Source organism: Bradyrhizobium sp. USDA 4503, from assembly GCF_054055815.1.
On sequence record NZ_JBSRXS010000001.1, the window covers coordinates 7,650,006 to 7,667,371 of the forward strand.

16 protein-coding genes are annotated in these 17,366 nt (G+C 58.3%); 12 read left to right on the plus strand and 4 right to left on the minus strand.

Features of this window, described 5'->3' with window-relative positions:
- The first annotated feature begins 19 nt into the window (after window positions 1-19).
- From ACVMIH_RS36310 to ACVMIH_RS36350, 9 genes are all read left to right on the plus strand, one after another.
- Window positions 20-640, plus strand: coding sequence for a nodulation protein NolU (locus ACVMIH_RS36310; RefSeq protein ID WP_253624702.1), 621 nt, complete (start codon window positions 20-22; stop codon window positions 638-640).
- Window positions 637-1,260, plus strand: a complete 624-nt coding sequence (gene sctL, locus ACVMIH_RS36315; protein WP_456828187.1) for a type III secretion system stator protein SctL — start codon at window positions 637-639, stop codon at window positions 1,258-1,260. The genes ACVMIH_RS36310 and sctL overlap by 4 nt, the downstream gene beginning before the upstream one ends.
- Before the next feature lie 2 nt (window positions 1,261-1,262).
- A complete protein-coding gene (gene sctN, locus ACVMIH_RS36320; protein ID WP_253626046.1) occupies window positions 1,263-2,612 on the plus strand; it encodes a type III secretion system ATPase SctN in 1,350 nt (449 codons plus the stop codon).
- Complete coding sequence (locus ACVMIH_RS36325; RefSeq protein WP_253624700.1) at window positions 2,588-3,124, plus strand: HlyD family secretion protein; 537 nt, start codon at window positions 2,588-2,590, stop codon at window positions 3,122-3,124. The genes sctN and ACVMIH_RS36325 overlap by 25 nt, the downstream gene beginning before the upstream one ends.
- 57 nt (window positions 3,125-3,181) lie before the next feature.
- Window positions 3,182-4,237 carry a type III secretion system cytoplasmic ring protein SctQ gene (gene sctQ / locus ACVMIH_RS36330; protein ID WP_456828188.1) on the plus strand — a complete coding sequence of 352 codons (1,056 nt, stop codon included), beginning with the start codon at window positions 3,182-3,184 and terminating at the stop codon, window positions 4,235-4,237.
- On the plus strand, window positions 4,230-4,895 hold the full coding sequence (sctR, locus tag ACVMIH_RS36335) for a type III secretion system export apparatus subunit SctR (RefSeq protein WP_456828189.1): 666 nt from the start codon (window positions 4,230-4,232) through the stop codon (window positions 4,893-4,895). The genes sctQ and sctR overlap by 8 nt, the downstream gene beginning before the upstream one ends.
- A gap of 1 nt (window position 4,896) precedes the next feature.
- Window positions 4,897-5,172: an EscS/YscS/HrcS family type III secretion system export apparatus protein gene (locus tag ACVMIH_RS36340; RefSeq protein ID WP_025038819.1), complete on the plus strand. Its 276-nt coding sequence runs from the start codon at window positions 4,897-4,899 to the stop codon at window positions 5,170-5,172.
- Window positions 5,173-5,872: 700 nt separating this feature from the next.
- Window positions 5,873-6,688, plus strand: a complete 816-nt coding sequence (gene sctT / locus ACVMIH_RS36345; protein WP_456828190.1) for a type III secretion system export apparatus subunit SctT — start codon at window positions 5,873-5,875, stop codon at window positions 6,686-6,688.
- On the plus strand, window positions 6,685-7,722 hold the full coding sequence (locus ACVMIH_RS36350; RefSeq protein WP_456828191.1) for an EscU/YscU/HrcU family type III secretion system export apparatus switch protein: 1,038 nt from the start codon (window positions 6,685-6,687) through the stop codon (window positions 7,720-7,722). The genes sctT and ACVMIH_RS36350 overlap by 4 nt, the downstream gene beginning before the upstream one ends.
- Window positions 7,723-7,893: 171 nt before the next feature.
- Here the strand turns inward: ACVMIH_RS36350 and ACVMIH_RS36355 are convergent, their stop codons facing one another.
- From ACVMIH_RS36355 to ACVMIH_RS36365, 3 genes are read right to left on the minus strand one after another with little or no spacing between them, the layout of a single operon-like run.
- On the minus strand, window positions 7,894-8,529 hold the full coding sequence (locus tag ACVMIH_RS36355; protein WP_456865071.1) for a CpaD family pilus assembly lipoprotein: 636 nt from the start codon (window positions 8,527-8,529) through the stop codon (window positions 7,894-7,896).
- Window positions 8,530-8,538: 9 nt separating this feature from the next.
- Window positions 8,539-9,996: a type II and III secretion system protein family protein gene (locus ACVMIH_RS36360; RefSeq protein WP_456828193.1), complete on the minus strand. Its 1,458-nt coding sequence runs from the start codon at window positions 9,994-9,996 to the stop codon at window positions 8,539-8,541.
- Window positions 9,997-10,022: 26 nt separating this feature from the next.
- On the minus strand, window positions 10,023-10,712 hold the full coding sequence (locus ACVMIH_RS36365) for a response regulator (protein ID WP_163152289.1): 690 nt from the start codon (window positions 10,710-10,712) through the stop codon (window positions 10,023-10,025).
- Window positions 10,713-10,838: 126 nt separating this feature from the next.
- On the opposite strand from ACVMIH_RS36365, the gene ACVMIH_RS36370 reads away from it, so the two are divergent.
- Complete coding sequence (locus tag ACVMIH_RS36370) at window positions 10,839-11,099, plus strand: hypothetical protein (RefSeq protein WP_253624694.1); 261 nt, start codon at window positions 10,839-10,841, stop codon at window positions 11,097-11,099.
- A 1,634-nt stretch (window positions 11,100-12,733) separates the two neighbouring features.
- On the opposite strand, the gene ACVMIH_RS36375 is transcribed toward ACVMIH_RS36370, so the two are convergent.
- Window positions 12,734-13,714, minus strand: coding sequence for a hypothetical protein (locus ACVMIH_RS36375; protein ID WP_456828194.1), 981 nt, complete (start codon window positions 13,712-13,714; stop codon window positions 12,734-12,736).
- A gap of 694 nt (window positions 13,715-14,408) precedes the next feature.
- Between ACVMIH_RS36375 and ACVMIH_RS36380 the strand changes: the two genes are divergently transcribed.
- Together ACVMIH_RS36380 and ACVMIH_RS36385 are read left to right on the plus strand one after the other, a co-directional pair.
- Window positions 14,409-14,849, plus strand: a complete 441-nt coding sequence (locus tag ACVMIH_RS36380) for a VirK family protein (RefSeq protein WP_456828195.1) — start codon at window positions 14,409-14,411, stop codon at window positions 14,847-14,849.
- Between the two features lie 1,721 nt (window positions 14,850-16,570).
- Window positions 16,571-17,311 (plus strand): hypothetical protein, encoded by a 741-nt coding sequence (locus ACVMIH_RS36385; RefSeq protein ID WP_456828196.1) that lies wholly within the window; start codon window positions 16,571-16,573, stop codon window positions 17,309-17,311.
- Window positions 17,312-17,366: the final 55 nt, after the last annotated feature.

The window sequence follows — 17,366 nt, forward strand, 5'->3', positions numbered from 1 at the left end:
GACATTCAGGTCCGTATAGATGGTATCCCTCGACAAAAATCATTCACTCAACGCGCATTCCGATCGCCTGCGCGAGCTTGCCGTCTTGATCCATCCCAGCCGTTTGGCCGGCCATCTTGATGGGCTCCTGTCGGAGGCCACAGTGCTTCAGTTGCAGAAGACTCCGAGGCTGCAGCAAAGACTGGCCGAATTGCTGCTGAAAAGTGAACTGGCATCGAATGTAACTGACTGGGGCAGGGACGTTCTGTTCGGGCATGATCCGCGTCGGGCGGCCTTGCTCGCTGGCAGTATCTGGCATGCCCGTTCGGTGCTGAAGCTTGTGTCAAAGCATGATGTGGCGATTCTGACCGAAAATATTGGTGCGGAAGCACATGCTTTCGCAATCCGACACTTATCTGGCGCAGTCGCGACCACATCGATTGTCGATCCGCATAAACTATCGAGCCAGATTGAACATGACGGACATGCCTGCCTTGGTGCCTGGCTCAAGGACGCATCAGAGCTTGACCGTGTGCGCGTCCTTTTCCGTTTACCTGTGGGGACCGCCGCCGAATCCCCAGCAGCCGAACACCACAACGCAGCGAGTCGTTTGCTGTCTTTGGTGGTAGCCCACTTGGCCAGCGAGGCGTCAGCGGCATGACGGCCGATGAAATAGCCCGGCCAGATAGCCCACGGATAAGGCCGCTTGGTCCACTCATACCAGCCGCGGAACTCGGCATCTGGTACGATGCGGTGCAGACGCGTGCGCTAGCCGACCGCTATCTGCGGCAGGTTCGCAGCTGGGCAAGCAAAGCCCATCAGCAAGAGCGGGAGCGCGGCCACAGCGAGGGTCTTAGGTCAGGATCGGATGAAATGGCACAGCTGATCGCCCGAGCTGCTTCCGATGTGGCCCGGCGAAAAGCCGTTCTGCAACAGGAGTTGCCACAGCTCGTCCTTGAGATATTGACCGACCTGCTGGGCTCCTTTGATCCCGGCGAGATGCTGGTAAGGACCGTTCGTCACGCCGTCGAGCAAACATATGGCAGCGCAGAAGTATGCCTTCACGTGTCTCCTGTGAACGCTGATGCACTAAGACATGAATTCCAGGCGTTCGACGGGACGGATGGTCGGCCGAAAGTCAGAATTGATCCGGACCCGGCTATGGGGCCTGACCAGTGCGTTCTGTGGAGCGAGTTTGGCAATGTGGATTTAGGACTTGCCGCACAGCTCCGCAAACTGCGTCTCAGCCTTGATCCATCTTCTCAGGAAGGCGAATCGTGACGATGCAACGATCAGACCCTGATCAAGCAGCCGGAGAAGGAGATTTGCATGCGGCGCTAGCATCTGTAAGGTCCGCAGCAAAGGATGTCGATACGCGCGCTGTGCGGGGACGGATCACGCGGGCGATCGGCACGTTACTTCATGCCGTATTACCAGGGGCCCGTGTCGGAGAACTTTGCCTGTTGCAGGATCACGCATCCGGATGGGCGCTTGAGGCGGAAGTCATCGGTTTGCTGCCGGATGGGGTTCTGCTGACGCCTATCGGCGATATGGTGGGCCTGTCACACCGCGCGGAAGTGGTCCCGACCGGGCGCATGCAGGAAGTGTCGGTCGGGCCCGGCCTGCTCGGTCGCGTGATCGACAGCTTCGGCCGTCCACTCGACGGCAAGGGGCCCATAAAGACGGTCCACACTTGTCCGCTCCGCGGCAGGGCACCCAACCCGATGAAACGGCGTAGCATCGAGCAGTCATTTCCTCTCGGCGTTCGCGTGTTGGATGGGCTTCTGACGTGTGGCGAAGGTCAGCGGATCGGAATCTATGGAGATGCTGGGTGCGGTAAGTCGACGCTGATGTCGCAAATTGTAAAAGGGGCGGCCGCTGATGTCACCGTAGTTGCACTCATAGGAGAGCGCGGCCGCGAGGTGCGTGAATTCATTGAACGTCATATTGGAGATGCCATTGCGCGCACGATCGTTGTCGTTGAGACATCCGATCGATCCGCAATGGAGCGGGCGCAGTGCGCTCATATGGCGACCGCACTCGCGGAGTATTTTCGGGATCAAGGACTGCAGGTCGTGCTAATGATGGATTCGCTGACGCGCTTTAGCCGCGCGATGCGCGAAATCGGCCTCGCCGCGGGAGAACCTCCCACCCGACGCGGCTTTCCTCCTTCCGTTTTTGCGCTGCTGCCCGGTCTGTTGGAACGTGCCGGTATGGGAGAGCGGGGCTCCATCACGGCATTCTATACAGTGCTTGTCGAAGGTGACGGCACGGGCGATCCGATTGCCGAAGAGTCGCGCGGCATTCTTGATGGTCATATCATTCTTTCGCGCGCGCTGGCTTCGCGCGAGCATTTTCCCGCCATCGATGTGCTGTCGAGCCGAAGTCGTGTCATGGATGCGGTCGCCTCCGCGCCACATCGCAAGGCGGCCTCCGTCTTCCGCGATCTGCTCTCGCGCTACAATGAGGCTGAGTTTCTGATCAAGGTCGGTGAATACAAGCCCGGCAGCGACCCACTGACTGATCGGGCAATCGATTCAATCGAGGAACTGCGCGCATTCTTGCGCCAGGGACAGGACGAGCCGTCCAGCTTTGAGGAGACCGTTTCATGGATGTCGCGTCTCACGGCCTGAATCCCGTGCAAGCGTCGAAATTGCGGCTGGTGAAAGACATGAGGGAGCGAAGCGCGCTTCGTGAATTGTCGAACATGGAAGCCAAGCGCCGAATTGCAGCCGACGCGCTGCAGCGGGCGTCTGAGGGTCTTGAAGCCGCGCAGAAGCATCGCGCCAAGGTCGAAGCTGAACTTTATCGGGAACTGGCGCAGCTCGAGACAACGTCCGTGACCGAGCTCGATCGACGGTGTCAACTCGTCATTGGGCGACTGGCAGCAGAGATCGAATCGGCGCGTCAGGCGCTTGAGCAGGCACGCATCGCGCATGAGGAGGCACAGCGGGCGGTGAGTGAGGCGCGGGCACTATGGGCCGGGCGTTCGGCGGCGAGCCAGAAATGGCAAGAGATTGAGGGCAATGTCCAGCGCGCGAGCGCCGTCCGTTCGGAGTCTGCGGCCGAAATCGACGCCGACGATGAGGTTTTGCTCCGATATCAGGGTGGTTCGCGCAGCCAGACGATCGGCGGGGCGTTCTAATGGCTGGTTCTGTTATGACGTCGCGAACTGCGCCTGTGCAACCTGTCGGTAAGCGCCGTGGCTGAACCCGCACTATTTCAGCCAGCGGTGAAGCTGGCGCATGAAGTGGTCTCGTGGGCCAACGAGATTGCCGTACGGCGTACCATCTTGCAGAGCCGCCTTGGCGACAAGCCACTATCCATCCGTGTGAGCCGGCTTGTCTGGCAGGCGGAGCCATATGACATGTCGATGCTCGACTGCGTATTTTGCGCCGGCGGCGAGACAGCTGTTTTGTCCTTGCCTCGTCTTCTCGTCGAGACACTGATTTCAACGGTCCAGCAGGGCCTTACGTTACCTTCCGACCCAACCCGCTCGCTCGTTCTCGAGCTCGCACTGGAACCCTGGATCGCTGGATTAGAGAACGTTCTCGCATCGAATGTGCAGCTGATCCGCATCGAAGACGCAACGGCCAAAGACCCCTATCTGGAGCTCGATGTTGCCATCGGAGCGCTGGCGGGAAAGGCTCGCCTGTTCTTGTTCGCGCCGCTTGACGGTCTGATTCCTTCTGCGTTTCGCTTGCTAGGCGAGTTGATTGGTCAATTACCGCGAGAGCAAGGCAAGATTTCGTCGGAATTTCCGGTCGTGCTTAAGACAGAGATCGGCTCGCTGCGGGCGCCTGTCAGGCTACTTCGCCAAGCACAGCCCGGCGACGCACTGCTGCCCGACCTCATTCCCTTTGCCCATAGCCAGCTGATCCTCACGGCGGACAAGTTGTGGGCGCCGGCGCAGGCCGTGGACGACAGACTTGTCCTTCGCGGACCATTCCGCCTGCAGCCCCATCCTCTAAGGTATGTAAATATGACGATACGCCCCCAAACGGAACAAGCAATCCCGCCCTCGGAAGCCGACATCGACAGTGTTGAGATCACGCTTGTGTTCGAATGCGGCCGCTGGCCTATCCCGCTGGGTACGTTGAGAAGCATCAACGAGGGACACGTGTTCGAACTTGGGCGGTCCCTGGACGGTGCGGTCGATATTGTAGCCAACGGTCAATTGATCGGCCGGGGCGACATCGTGCGCATCGGTGAGGCGCTTGGGATCCGGTTGCGTAGCAGGTTGGCGGTCAATGGTTGACATTCAACCGAGCATCCTTGCGCTTCTTGCGGCGACGGTCGGCCTTGGCCTGCTGGCGTTCGCAGTCGTCACAACGACCGCCTTCATAAAGGTTTCTGTCGTTCTGTTCCTGGTTCGCAACGCGCTCGGGACTCAGTCCATACCACCGAATATCGTTCTGTATGGCGCTGCATTGATTCTTACCGTGTTCATAGGCGCCCCAGTGTTCGAGCAGACCTACAACCGCGTGACCGATCCGCAACTTCGCTACCAAACCGCCGACGACTGGTTGATCGCCGCTAAGGAGGGCAGCGAGCCGCTGCGCGCCCACCTCAAAAAGTTCACTACTGAGGAGCAGCGCACGTTCTTCCTGTCATCGACGGAACATATCTGGTCGGACGAGATGCGCAGCAACGCAACAGCCGATGATTTGGCAATTCTCGTGCCGTCGTTTTTGATCTCGGAACTTAAGCGTGCATTTGAGATCGGCTTCCTTCTCTACCTTCCGTTCATCACGATCGACCTGATCGTGACGACAATTCTGATGGCCATGGGCATGTCAATGGTGTCACCAACAATGATATCCGTTCCTTTCAAGCTCTTTCTGTTCGTCACAATCGACGGCTGGTCGCGGCTCATGCACGGACTGGTGTTAAGCTACGCATCCCCCGGAGGTTGAGATGGACGAAGCCAGCATCCTCACCCACCTGAGCCGATCACTTGTCCTGTTCATGATCTGGGTTCTTCCGCCGCTCCTGGCAGCGCTCGTGGCCGGACTGGGTATCGGCATCGTGCAGGCAGCAACCCAGCTCCAGGATCAAACCTTGCCACTGACAGTGAAGCTCCTCGTCGTCGTCGCGGTTCTCGTTCTGTTTGCCCCGGTGCTGAGCGCGCCACTGATCGAGCAAGCACAGCACATCTTCACCGAGTTCCCGGCGCTCACAGCGAGGTATTAGTGCGGGGAACGCAAGGCGGACCAAGCCTGCAGCTATGGCGTCGCGCTTGTCTGTCCTCATTTTGAACCATGGAAGAGACGAGTTTCGTCAGCTTACCGAAAGCTCGCCTCATTATCATGGGACAGATAGATGTCCGGACTGTCCTGTTCGGCTCGATCGGCCTTCGAAGGAGGAATGACCTCATCTGAAATTGCCATCCACTCAATTCGAGTCTGGCTCCACGATGAAATGATCTGCTGTGAGGCCTGGCCCTCGATGCATAACCTGGCGAGTTGTTAACTAGGTGGATAGGCGAACCGATTTGATCTCAAGTGGGCGCAGGGTTTTGACGATCTGATGGATCAAGCCGCGATGAAGTGCCGGCCGAGACCGATCGCCGCGAACTGTTGAATTGATGCAAGCTCCGAAGCTCCAGGTCACCAGAAACCGCCCTACGGGCCGGTGACAGCCAAAGGAGCTTGGCTTGCTGGCCCGGTAACGGCGCTATTTGGGGGGCCTATCATTGAGATGGTCATACCTTATTGGTGGACAGCCGTGGCTGCGGAGAGTGGAAGCGCAAGTGACGTGGCCCTAGCGCTAGGTATGTCGATTTGCAGCCGCTCGGACACGAGGTAGATGACCAGCAGAGTTGACGACTCGCATAATGGCGAGGCGCCCGGGCGATTAGATTAGCTTGAAGCGAGCGGTGAGCTGAGCTCAAATGGATGCGTTGTCACCCACCGAGACGCAAAGTCTGGTTCAGACTGCCGTCGAATTCGTCGTTGCGGCTGGACTTAGCGCGGCCCGTGCGCTTGGCATTATGCTGGTTCATCCGGTATTCACGCGGCCGCACATTGGCGGGATGATCCGCGCAAGCGTGACGATTGTAATTGGATTGCCTTGCTTGATGCAAGTCAAGAGCGGCTTGCAGGCGCTGGATCCCGGCACCCGTATGATTGCGGTCGCGCTCCTCGGTGTGAAGGAGATATTTATCGGCCTATTGTTCGGCTTTCTGCTCAGCATACCACTTTGGAGCATCCAAGCCGTTGGTGACATCATTGATACCCAGCGCGGCATCTCCAGTCAGGTAGACGATCCCGCGACACGCAGCCAAACCTCCGCAATGGGGCTCTTTCTCGGAACTGCGGCGGTTACGATCTTCGTCGTATCGGGAGGCCTGCAGACAATGGTCAGATGCCTTTACGGGAGTTATCTGATCTGGCCCGTGTATCGGCTGCTACCGCCCCTGACCCAGCAGGGGGCAATGGAATTTATCAAGCTTCTCGACCATATCATGCATGCGACGCTCGTGGTCGCCGGGCCTGTGCTGGCTCTGCTGCTTCTGATTGACGTATCCCTCATGCTGCTTGGGCGCTTTGCGCCGCAAATCAAGCTGAACGATCTCTCTCCGACCATCAAGAATGCTGCCTTTGGCATCATCATGGTGAGCTACACCGTCTTCCTGATCGAATATATGGGCGCCGAGATCGTTCAGTTCGACGGTGTGCTGGAGCGGCTCGAGAAGTTCTTGAAATGAATGATACGAGTGAAGAGAAAAAGCTTCCACCGAGTCACAAGAAGCTGAGGGACGCGCGTAAGAAAGGGCAGAGCCCGCGCAGCGCCGACTTTGTGACCGCGGCAAGCCTCTGCGCTGGTTTCGGCTGCCTGTGCTTCAGGGCAGGCCCGATCGAAGACGGATGGCGCGAAGCGGTGCGGCTCATCGACAAGCTGCAGGGCCAGCCATTCAACAGTGCGGTCCGGCAGGCCTTGGTCGGATTGATGGACCTTTCTATGGCAGCCGTAGCCCCCATTCTGGGTGCGGCGTTGGTTGCGGCCATCTTGGCCGGCATCTTGGCCAACGGCGGGCTGACGATTTCCGTCGAGCCACTGAAACCTAGCTTTGAGAAATTGGATCCGGTCAAAGGGCTGAAGCGGATTGTCTCCCAGCGCTCGCTTGTGGAGCTTGGAAAGTCCCTCGTCAAAGTATTGGTTCTTGGCGCCACGTTCGTCTTCACTGTGCTCTCAGGTTGGAGGGCATTGGTCTATTTGCCGGTGTGCGATTTAAGCTGCCTTGGTTTTGTCTTTAACGAGCTGAAAGTACTGATAGCGATTGCTGCCGGCGCCTTTTTGATTGGTGGGCTCGCCGATCTGCTCATTCAGCGTTGGTTATTCCTGCGCGACATGCGCATGACGCAGAGCGAGGCCAAGCGCGAGTCCAAGGAACAAGATGGTAATCCGCACATCAAGGGTGAACACCGCAGGCTCCGTCGCGAGTCGGCGAACGAGTCTCCGCTCGGCATCCACCGGGCAACATTGATATTGACTGGACCGGCGACGGTGATTGGGCTGCGCTACGTGCGGGGCGAGACAGGCGTCCCGGTCCTGGTGTGCCGCGGTGAAGACGAGGCGGCGTCAGAGTTACTGGCGCAGGCGCGGGCCCAGCGTTTGAGCATTGTCGAGGATCATGTGTTGGCGCGTCAGCTGATCAGTAAAGGTGCGATGGGCAAGGCCGTTCCCATGGTTTGTTTCGAGAGGGTCGCAAAGGCGGTGTTTGCCGCCGGCCTTGTGTAGCGTCGACGCGCTCAGACCTTCGGTCAAAAGCCCTATTGTCGCAGGACTTGGTAAAAGCTCCGCGAACCAAAAACAACGGCCGAGCTCAGACCGGAGTCCAGGCGCTCGTCGGCCGATCGTAAAACTGATATGGAAACCAGAGTGCCCGGCGTCGTTGGTCCTGGCCGGATATTATTGGGTTTCGGGCGCACCCTTGCTTTGGGTTCCATCCTCCAAATTGCTGCGATTGCCGGTCGCCGCGGGCCCGCGGACTGTGATGGGAAGCACTGCCCGATCACCGCTGGTCGGCATGACGGCGCTATTGCCGAGCAGGTCGCCGGGATCGTTGACCATGACTGCAAGGTTATTACGAACTGAGCAGCCAAGCGTTGGATCGAACGAATTGTCGCCGAGAGAAGGGCCGGTGACAGCGAACGGCGGACAAGCGGCAGGATGTGCTTCGTAGGTAATTGCCTCGATCCGGACCCCGAAATGTGCGGGTAGATCGACGGGAGAGGCGGACAGGCGGATATTGTAGGGGGCAATGCCCATCGCGCGCGCCTCATGGGCAACTTGCGCTACGAGCCGCGGTGAGCCGGCGACGTCGAGTTGGAGTGCATCGCGCCGGCCGCGGCTGGCATTCGCAATGAAATCCCGCAGGCCGTACCTCTCGTTGCGACGAAGATTTTGAAGCAGCAGGACACTGGTCTTCCGCTCCACGCTGACCGCTTGTCCGACCGGTCCGGAAGAAATCGCAGTACTATTTGCACATCCGCCAAGGGCAGCCGCAACTGCGACCAAAAGACATAGGTGTCGTCGCAAGGTCATTGGCAGTCCTCATTCAATGATAAAGCCGGCACCGACGGTTGCACCCGATCTGACCGTGGCGGGCGCCGCCTCACGGCCCTTCGATGAACCAGCCAGCGTATTCGTCAGGGTGCGCCCTGCGTCCGAAGGCGGCCCGATGCGATCAGTTGGAGCGCTCATCTTGCCCGGGCCAGATCCCGGTCGGACGATGTAGGGAGTGACAATGATGACCAGTTCGGTCTCCTGCTTCTGAAATGAAGAGGAGCGAAACAGCACACCAAGGATCGGAACATCTCCTAACCAAGGAAAAGTGCCGATGTCGGTACTGAAATTGCGTCTGATAAGCCCCCCAATGGCGAAGCTTTGGCCGCTGGCAAGCTCGACGACAGTACTGGCACGACGCGTGGAGAGACCGGGCACCGATATTCCGTTGACGCTGACCTCGCCTTCTTTCGACAGTTCGCTGACTTCAGGCTTCACATGGATATTGATCTGATTATTGCTGAGGACGGTCGGGACGAACTCCAGGCTGATTCCGAATTGTCGGAATTGGACCGAGACTTGCCGGTTGTCCTGCATCACCGGAATTGGAAATTCGCCACCTGCCAGAAAACTTGCGGATTCCCCAGACATGGCGGTCAGGTTCGGTTCAGCCAGGATCGAGGCGAGGTGTTCGCTGGCGAGTGCGTCGAGAACCGCGCTCAGGTTGGTATTGCCAGCGCTGTACCCGATGCCGATCGTGCCGCCGCCACGGGCCGGCCCGGAACCGCCACCTTTTCCGGTGACAAGGAAAGCGCCGTTCGGACCGGAAGCCGTGAAGTTGATATTGAGGTCCTTGACGGCGCTGCGGGAGACTTCTGCCACCCGCACACTCAGATTCACCTGCAGCGAGCCTGCCACCTGGATCTTGTTGACGACCAGCGCACCCGGACCGAGAAACTGCTCGGTCACCTTCCTGGCCGTCTCGACGATATCGGCGTTGGGAGCCGTACCGCCAAGGATTGCGCCGCGTGGGGTATAGCTGACCTGGATCGGATAATCGCCGATCTCAGCTTTCAGCGTGGCACGCAGGTCCTCGATCGGCTGGGTGACAACGACGCGCAGCTCGGCGAGAGCCTCGCCGTTCTCGTTCAAGGCGAACAGGCTGGTTCGTCCGGATTTTTTGCCGAATACGAATATCGTGCTGCTCGATGGCGCCTGGTAATCGGCGATCGTCGGGTCGGCAACAAAAATGCTCGCTGCCGGCGCGTTCAGATGAACCGTCTTGCCCTGTGAGGAGGTGAGGTTGAGCGTGCCGGTGGTGCTGCCAGGCGCCGCACGTGGCGGCTCTCCTTTGCCGTCCCGTTTGGTCTCGGCTGCGCCAGCAAGTGGAAATAGCAGAGCAAGTCCGCACAGGGCGTAGCACAAGCGGGGCAGGGCGGCAGAGCGTTGCGCGATCATGACCATCGGCGGCAAACTGGCGCCGGCAGCATTCTTGACGACCTTCAAGGGATTGTTGCTTTCAAGTTAGATTGCTAGGCAGCCGATGCTGCGCCGACGAGTTCAAGGGTGTAGCCGACCCCGCGCGCGGTCTTGATCCTGAGCGTCGCACCGGCCTGATTCAAATGCGCGCGTAAGCGATAGATCCCGACTTCCAGCGCATTGGTCGAGACCTCGTCGTCAAACGCATACAAGCTATCTTCCAACGATGTGCGCGGTACGGTGCGGCCGGCGCGGTTGAGCAGATGTTCGAGAATGCAGACTTCGCGCCGCGCAATTCTCAGTATCCGGCCGCCAACCGAGACTTGCCTTGCGATCGGGTCGAAATGCAGATTGCCGAATGTCACCACCGGCGCCGTCATTTGCGTCGACCGCCGCAGAATAGCTCGCATGCGGGCGATGAGTTCGTCGATAGACACGGGCTTGGGCAGGAAATCATCCGCACCTGCATTGAAAGTTGCAATTCGGCGGCTGAGATCATTGAGACTACTCATCATCATCGCCGGCATTGATCGTCCCTCGCGCCGTAACTGCTTCAGCCAGTCCAGTCCGTCTCCGTCGGGCAAGACAGATTCGAGCAGGACCATGTGGTAGTTCGCGCATTCCAGCGCGGCCGACGCCTCATCCAGTGTGCGCGTCACATCAACGGCGAAGCCGCAATTCAAGAGCGCTTCCTTCACGGCGCGGCCAAAGTCCGCATGATGATCAACCAGGAGAATTCGCATTCATTGCCTCTCGTCCATCCTCGGCAGGACTTGAGCGTGTCACGGTTGACCATGAAGCTCGGTGGATCCGAGAGGCGGCCGCTTTGACGCGAATTCGAAAAGTCGGAAATGCCAGGGTGGAGCATAGTGGCAGGCGATCAATGTCTGCCGGTCTATCGTCATCGGATAGGCGGCCTGCCGCGCATCTCCGCCGGCGACACCGTTCAAAAGACCCTGTATGTCGGCAAGAGCTCTGCGATTTCCAACAAGGTTGAAAGCCTTGGCAGCGCGCTGATGCATCTGTGGGCCGAGCCCGCCGCCTGCAGGAGCGATTGCGCCAAACCGCACGAGCGAAACGAAATCGCAGGCGAGAGCGGCGGAATTGGCCGAACAGACAAGCGAAGTTGACATTTTGGAAACTCCCCCAATTCGTCTTAATCCGCGGTCGGTCCTGCTAGGCTGTTGAGCCTGTAGTGTCGTCAAGCCACGACAATGCAAGTTTTCCCGCGCTTTTAAGACGGTTCACGCGCTCTGCATCTGGCCGAGTGCTGGATAGGGCCGAGATGCATGACAAAAGATCAGTACGTCTAGCGGCCTGATAGGCATCCTCTCGCTGGATTGCCACGCGAGGTGCCAAGCGTCCCGAAGTTGGGACGCGCTGAAGTCCTCCCACGCCGCGGAGCGAATGCTGCGAACAAAGAACGAATCGAATCCGGTGTTGTCATCGCGCATCGCCTAAGGTGCTTACGCTGGCACCGTGTCATCACACGGGATGAACGGCGAATGAATGATTTGATCTCCAACTCGGTGTGTGACCGGCATGAGCAAAATTGCGACTGCCCCCGTTCTTCTCGCCGGCTGGATCCTGCCCTGGTTACGTGTGGGATGCTTCGTCCTCTGCTGTGCGCAGAGGCGACGCACGATGTCCGCTCTGAAGAGAAGCCATCGAGGAGCGTAACGAGGCGGAGCCACCGAGCATTGAGTTTTTGAGACGTTCGCATTTCTTGCTACCTGTCGGGAAGAGTTCACGCGAGCGGATTCTGTCGCGAGACTGTCGGAAATCCTACAATCTGACGCTAGGTAAGATTCAAGGGCCTTCGACTGCTTGTGGCGGTGCCATCAAAGTCGAAAGCCTTGTGAGCTAACGGTGACACAGTTTGGACCAGACCATCGACCTGCGCATGGCGGTTTGTCTCGCGCTGTCCAGGTCGTCACCATTTCGTCGTCCGATCAAGCTTGGCGCCAGAGCCATGGATGTGCACGAAGAGCCAGTCGTTCGTGCCAGGCTTTGAGCAAAGCCATGGCGTCACAATCGGACGATCGACGGATCCGCCACATGCGTGGCAATTTTGCGGGAAGACCGGGGCGGGTATGCGTTCACGTGACGGTCACGGGCTAACAGCCGAGATGCGGACGAGTGATCGCGCGAGCCAATTTGATCATCAAGAGATTGAGGAGAGAATCGATTGCCAGACGTCATTTTTGAATGCTGCCTCCATAGATCGCGGTCGACTATGAGCCGTTTAGCCGTCCCCGGCAAAATCGATTGTTTTGATGGAACACATCCAGGTGACGGATCGGCCTTGCTGCAACAGTATCGCTTGCCGCGGACGAGTGGACAGCTGATGCGATCGCGGCCAAAGCGTTGATCGCCTGTTCAATGTCAGGTCAAGCTAGCTAAAAGGGGCGATGCTTCGCGTTCAGCGGCTTATTTCATCACGTCTTCGGCCACGCGGGATGGCCATTAACAAATTGATGCCGTGCGATGTCAGAACGCAGTCAAGATACCAGGATCCCCCAAACGGCCAGCTCCTCCCGGCCGTCGTAGTGCGACTTTCCGTCTCGGAGCCCTCAACCGCCTGTTGCGCACTGCGTAGAGGGCTGCCCCGTTCGATCGACGAGTTAATCAGACATCGGTCGTGCCACGCCCTATGCTCAAATTGTAACGCGTGAGATGTGCCGTGCTCCAGGTCTACCTTGAGGCGGTCGTCTCGGCGCATGAACCCAAACGAACCTGCCAAATGGCGCGGTCGACAGATTATCTATTCATTACTCCCGCGCTTGTAGGGATTGGCTTCGCTTGCGGTTCGGTAACTCTCCAAATTGCCGCCCAGGAACAGGCGCTCAGTCTCTCGGGTTGGAGTTCTGCCGAGTGAGCACATCAAATCGACGTCCCCGTCGACGTGGTCCGGATCTTCGGCATTCATTCCAAGACCGATGCTGCTCAGCACGTCGTCAGGCGTCCAGACCGCGGACTTCGGTACCGTGTAGGTGTGCAGCGCGTCCGCATGGTTGGCGATCGCTCTTGCCCAAGGGTCGCGCGAAACGGCGAGTTTTTCCGGATCCTCGACCAACGATACGAAGGCAGATGCGGTTGTCTTGCCGCGCATATGCCAGCCAGCTTGGCGCGCCCGGTCCAGAGGATAGCGCTCTAGCGGGTATCCAACGGAAGAGTGATCCCGAGCCGTGTTACGAACATGCGATATTGCGCTTGTGTTTTCTTCCTTGCGCGGCTTGCAATCGCTGTTCTGATTCTGAAAGCGCCGCAGTGTGACATATGACGAGCCCGCCACGTCCTCGAATACGCGGTCCCGATCGACGGGAGGTGCGGTCGCCGGTGACCAACGTGCCGATTGCTGCTCGGCAAGGTTGATCTCGTTCCGGAGCGTTTCAAGAGTGGCACCTGTCAGTGTTGCGGCAAGTTGGGCGCGCGCGCTGACAAATGATGAGGCTGGATAGCAACCGGCTTCCGGGGCCGCCTGGTTCGACGCAGACGACGACGTGCCGGTTACGGAGCTTGCCACCGACGAGACTGAATCCGACCTTGGCAAAACCGAATCCTGGTCATTGAGGTCCAGGTCATACAGCTGCTGCTCAAAGCTTGCTTGATCTTCGGAACTGTGTGCGGGTGCGCTGGACTGGGCGCTAAGCTCGTCTGATTGCCTGTCGATCCGGCTCGGCTGCTGCAGCACGTTGTGAACCTCGAATGGAGTGTCGGCGGCATTCCGGGGATCAACATTCATTTCAGTCTCCGTTCGAGTGCCGGCTATTGGCGCAGACTATTGCAGGCGGAGCTTTCGAGAAGCTGACGGACCAGGAAGGAAGCCATTTGCCTTGGCCTTTGAGGGAGCCGGATGGATTTTATCAGTGAGGCGATCGTCAGCCAGAAGGAAGGCGCGAAAAGCCAGGGATCACAAGTCGGCGCTGTCTTGTGCTCTCTGTCGTTGCTGTTTCGAATGGGCCGAGATCAGGTCCCTTGACTGAACTTGTTCGGACCGCCGCGTCAGGTTCGCTCCACCACCACCTCGTTGCGGGCACGCCCTCTGGGTCAGCAGTCATTGCCCGCCTATCACATGGACAAGCTGGCGGATGCGACGGGCCGACGTGTTCTTTTCAAGTCGTTTACTTACAAAGACGCAAGAACGGCATCCTCTCGGCCGTCGAACTTGCGATGGATGAGCGCGACCGGTTACCGTTTTGTGGTTTCCAAGCGGCCGACGCTCGATCAAATCGTTCTAGTCGATTTCGCACGGGGGCGAGCCGCTTTAGCAAACCTGACCTACGAGGTTGTGACGTCGGAATAGCCGTCACAACCACTTGCGTCTATTTGCGGCAAATTGTCTTTGTCGTAGGCACTTGATGTCTTAAATCCGCCAATCGGCTTACACGACGTCTTGCAACGTGCGATCTGTGGTACTTATTGAGGGAGAAGAGCGTATGAAGTGTACTGGCAAAGGACTGGCGATCGTATTGTCCTTGCTTTCGACCGTAGGCGTGAGCACGATGGCGAGAGCCGATGAGCCCTCGCCGAAATACATCGAGGTGCTCAATGCCCTGCAGACCGGCAAGAATGTGAAGCTCGTATTGGACATGAGCCGCTGTACCGCCGCGGAGGGTGGCAAAGCTGCGTCGGCAACCCAGGCTGGTCTGGTCATCAATGCCTTCAGGGTGACCCCCCAGAACGGCATTAGCTTCGCCAATGCTCACCAAACGGTGGACAGCTCCGGACATGCCGTGACCGAGTACATCCGCCATAGCCTCAGCCGCGAAGGCAGGCTCACGGTGCGGGCTTCGAAGCTTGTTGTCGGGACCACCGAACTCGTGAACCAGGGCGAATTCATCTGCGAACTGCCGGATGGCGCTAAGTTCATCTGGTAAACGAAGAGAACAGCGCAGGGGGACGCGCTTCGAAACCTTGATCCTTTAACCGTGCAAACACCTTCGCAGGTCATGACGGATGGTTTCGATCGTGAGAGACGGCCAGATTGTTTCTGGCCGTCGTTTCCTGAGGCGCATCGAGTGCACGAACTTGCTGTCCCAAAGTACCGTATGACGGCCATCGATCCTCATTGAACCTCAGTTGTCGGAAGATCTGCGGTTCCGGCTATCCTCATTTTGTTCGGAGAAAGGGCCCGTCATTTGAACATTCCAGACGGGCTGTTCCAAAGTACGTCCGCGCCTGATCCGCGATCCGATGAGGACTATTGCTCAACCCGATCAAGCTGCTGGCCCCGCAATGATGGCGCTTACGCCTCGGCCGCCCGACAATGCGCTCGTATCATGCATCCCGCGTCTTTTTGGTCCTTTCATCTGAAGGTTCCGTGCTTCCGAATGCGGTCAAAGTGATTGAACCATCCCGCTTAAGATCGTGCCGCGACTGCCGCGGGTGGGGTTTGCAAACCCTTAAGCTGTCGTTTGGACGCAGTTCTTGATTTTTCAGTTTTCCTTTTGGGGTGAGGATTCAGCGCAGACTTCCACGCTGAATCGTCATGCCCAGCCCACTGAGACAGGGGGGCGCACGCAGGGACGATCGCTGCCGAGGGGATCACTCAGCCTGCACAAGCGCAGCGCGGAAAGCTGGGGAGATGGCCGCGGCGAGCGAACGGTCCTCGTGGGCGCCGGGGCGGAGCCCCGCGCGAGGGGCGTGATCGAAGGCCGGGATGGGAGGCTCGGCGCGTGTCGAGCCAAGTCGGCGAAGCCGACGCGCCAACTCGATAAATTGCTTGTTCGACTAAGGCAAACACAACACGGCGCCGATCGACCTCCTCAAGAGTTGAGGGCCAACCATTCCCTTTTTGGCGATGGAAGAAAGAAATGATCTTCCTCGGAAAGGAACGATCTGTTGTTAGATTCTCCGCACCCGATACGCTCATTAAGATGTCCAAAATTCGACGAGTAAACGTTGTCCTAACTGAGTATCAGTGCATCTCTCTCGTATGCACGTGCCGGCGACGTTAAACTGCCGTCGTTGTCGAAAGATTTTGAAGACGCCTGAGACAGAAAGCACAAATCACCAATGGCCAGACTGCTATTGAGATGATTCGAACGCAGGTTGTGTGTCAAAGAGTGACCGCAACCAGTTTGGAGCAGGAATTTTGTACGAACTGGACGGACTAAACTAACCATGAGGGAGCCCAGCGTTGCTGCAGGGGTGCCAATTTAAAGCGCCAATAGCGAAAACGGAATGGCTTTTTGATCCACCAGCGACGTCGCTCGCGTGGTTGCGGAGACGGCAGCATCAAGATTGAGCCCGCTGCGGACAAACTCTACTGCTAGGATCGAGACCTTAGTATGTCGGGAAGCTGACAAACCCAGCACAAACGTCATCCAAACTGTCGACTATTGCTTGGCACGAAGAATGCACACACCTAGCCGTGCCTAGGGGCTTTCCGGGCATGGCTACCATCGCAAGTTGCGGCCGTGGCTGGCCACTGAAGTTAGTGGCGCGTGACATAAGGCAGACGGCGCCTGCTCGGCCGATACCGACGGGCGTCTTGTCACGTCGCCGCTAACTTTCAACGGCGTGAATAGCGGGTTAGTGGCGCGTTTAGAGCAGAATGAACGGGACGCGCTGGAGAGGGCGCGAAAGACCTCGGAAAATGAACGCAGAGAACAACTTCGCGGCCCGGCTCCTTGACGCCGGACGCCTAGCAGCAATCGCGCGTACATGTGGCCTGAAGGCGGATGTTTCTTATTACGTCGACGAGGCGCTCAAGGAACTTTGGCGGACCAGGTCACCGGAAGAAGCAAAAGCGATCGCAGAGCGTTGGGTCTTATGGGACGCAAACGGGAAGCCTTGGCCGCGCATGCCCCCACTGGAAAACGTCGTCCCGTTCAAGCGGACCGGCGCGGCCGAGATGCCGAGGACGCCCTTGCAAGCAATCCGCGACTGGTTCGAAAAACAAGATGAAGACGTGCGATGTGAGATCGCCGGCATGGCGGCGCTTTTGATTTTCGAAGGTGGCAATCTTCTCGACTTCAGCAACAAGGAATGGTGCGACCATTTGCGCCGATGGCTCAGTGAGACGGGATTACCAAACCATAAGGTCGTCGGCCGTGCTCTGACGTTTCGCACCTGTTTCGAGTATTTCTCGGAGAGCAGGTTCACCGAAGCGGCGTGGATGCGATCCAAAGAGGCAGCCCTAAAAATCCTTGCAGATGCTGGGCTTGACCCAACCTCCGAAGCTGCGAGTCTCGCACCTATTGCCCAAAAAGTGCTGGAGACCTTGCCCGCGCGAAAATGCCGCTGGATCGAAGTAGGCAAGTCCTGGAGCAAACTCGTCGATACCAGACTGGCACCCCGGGTCCTCAGGGTCTGGAGCGCCTCGCATATGGAATAAGGTCAAAGGCAGCGCCTGAATGTGTGCCCGGCGCGGCGCCCCGATACAGTAAGCT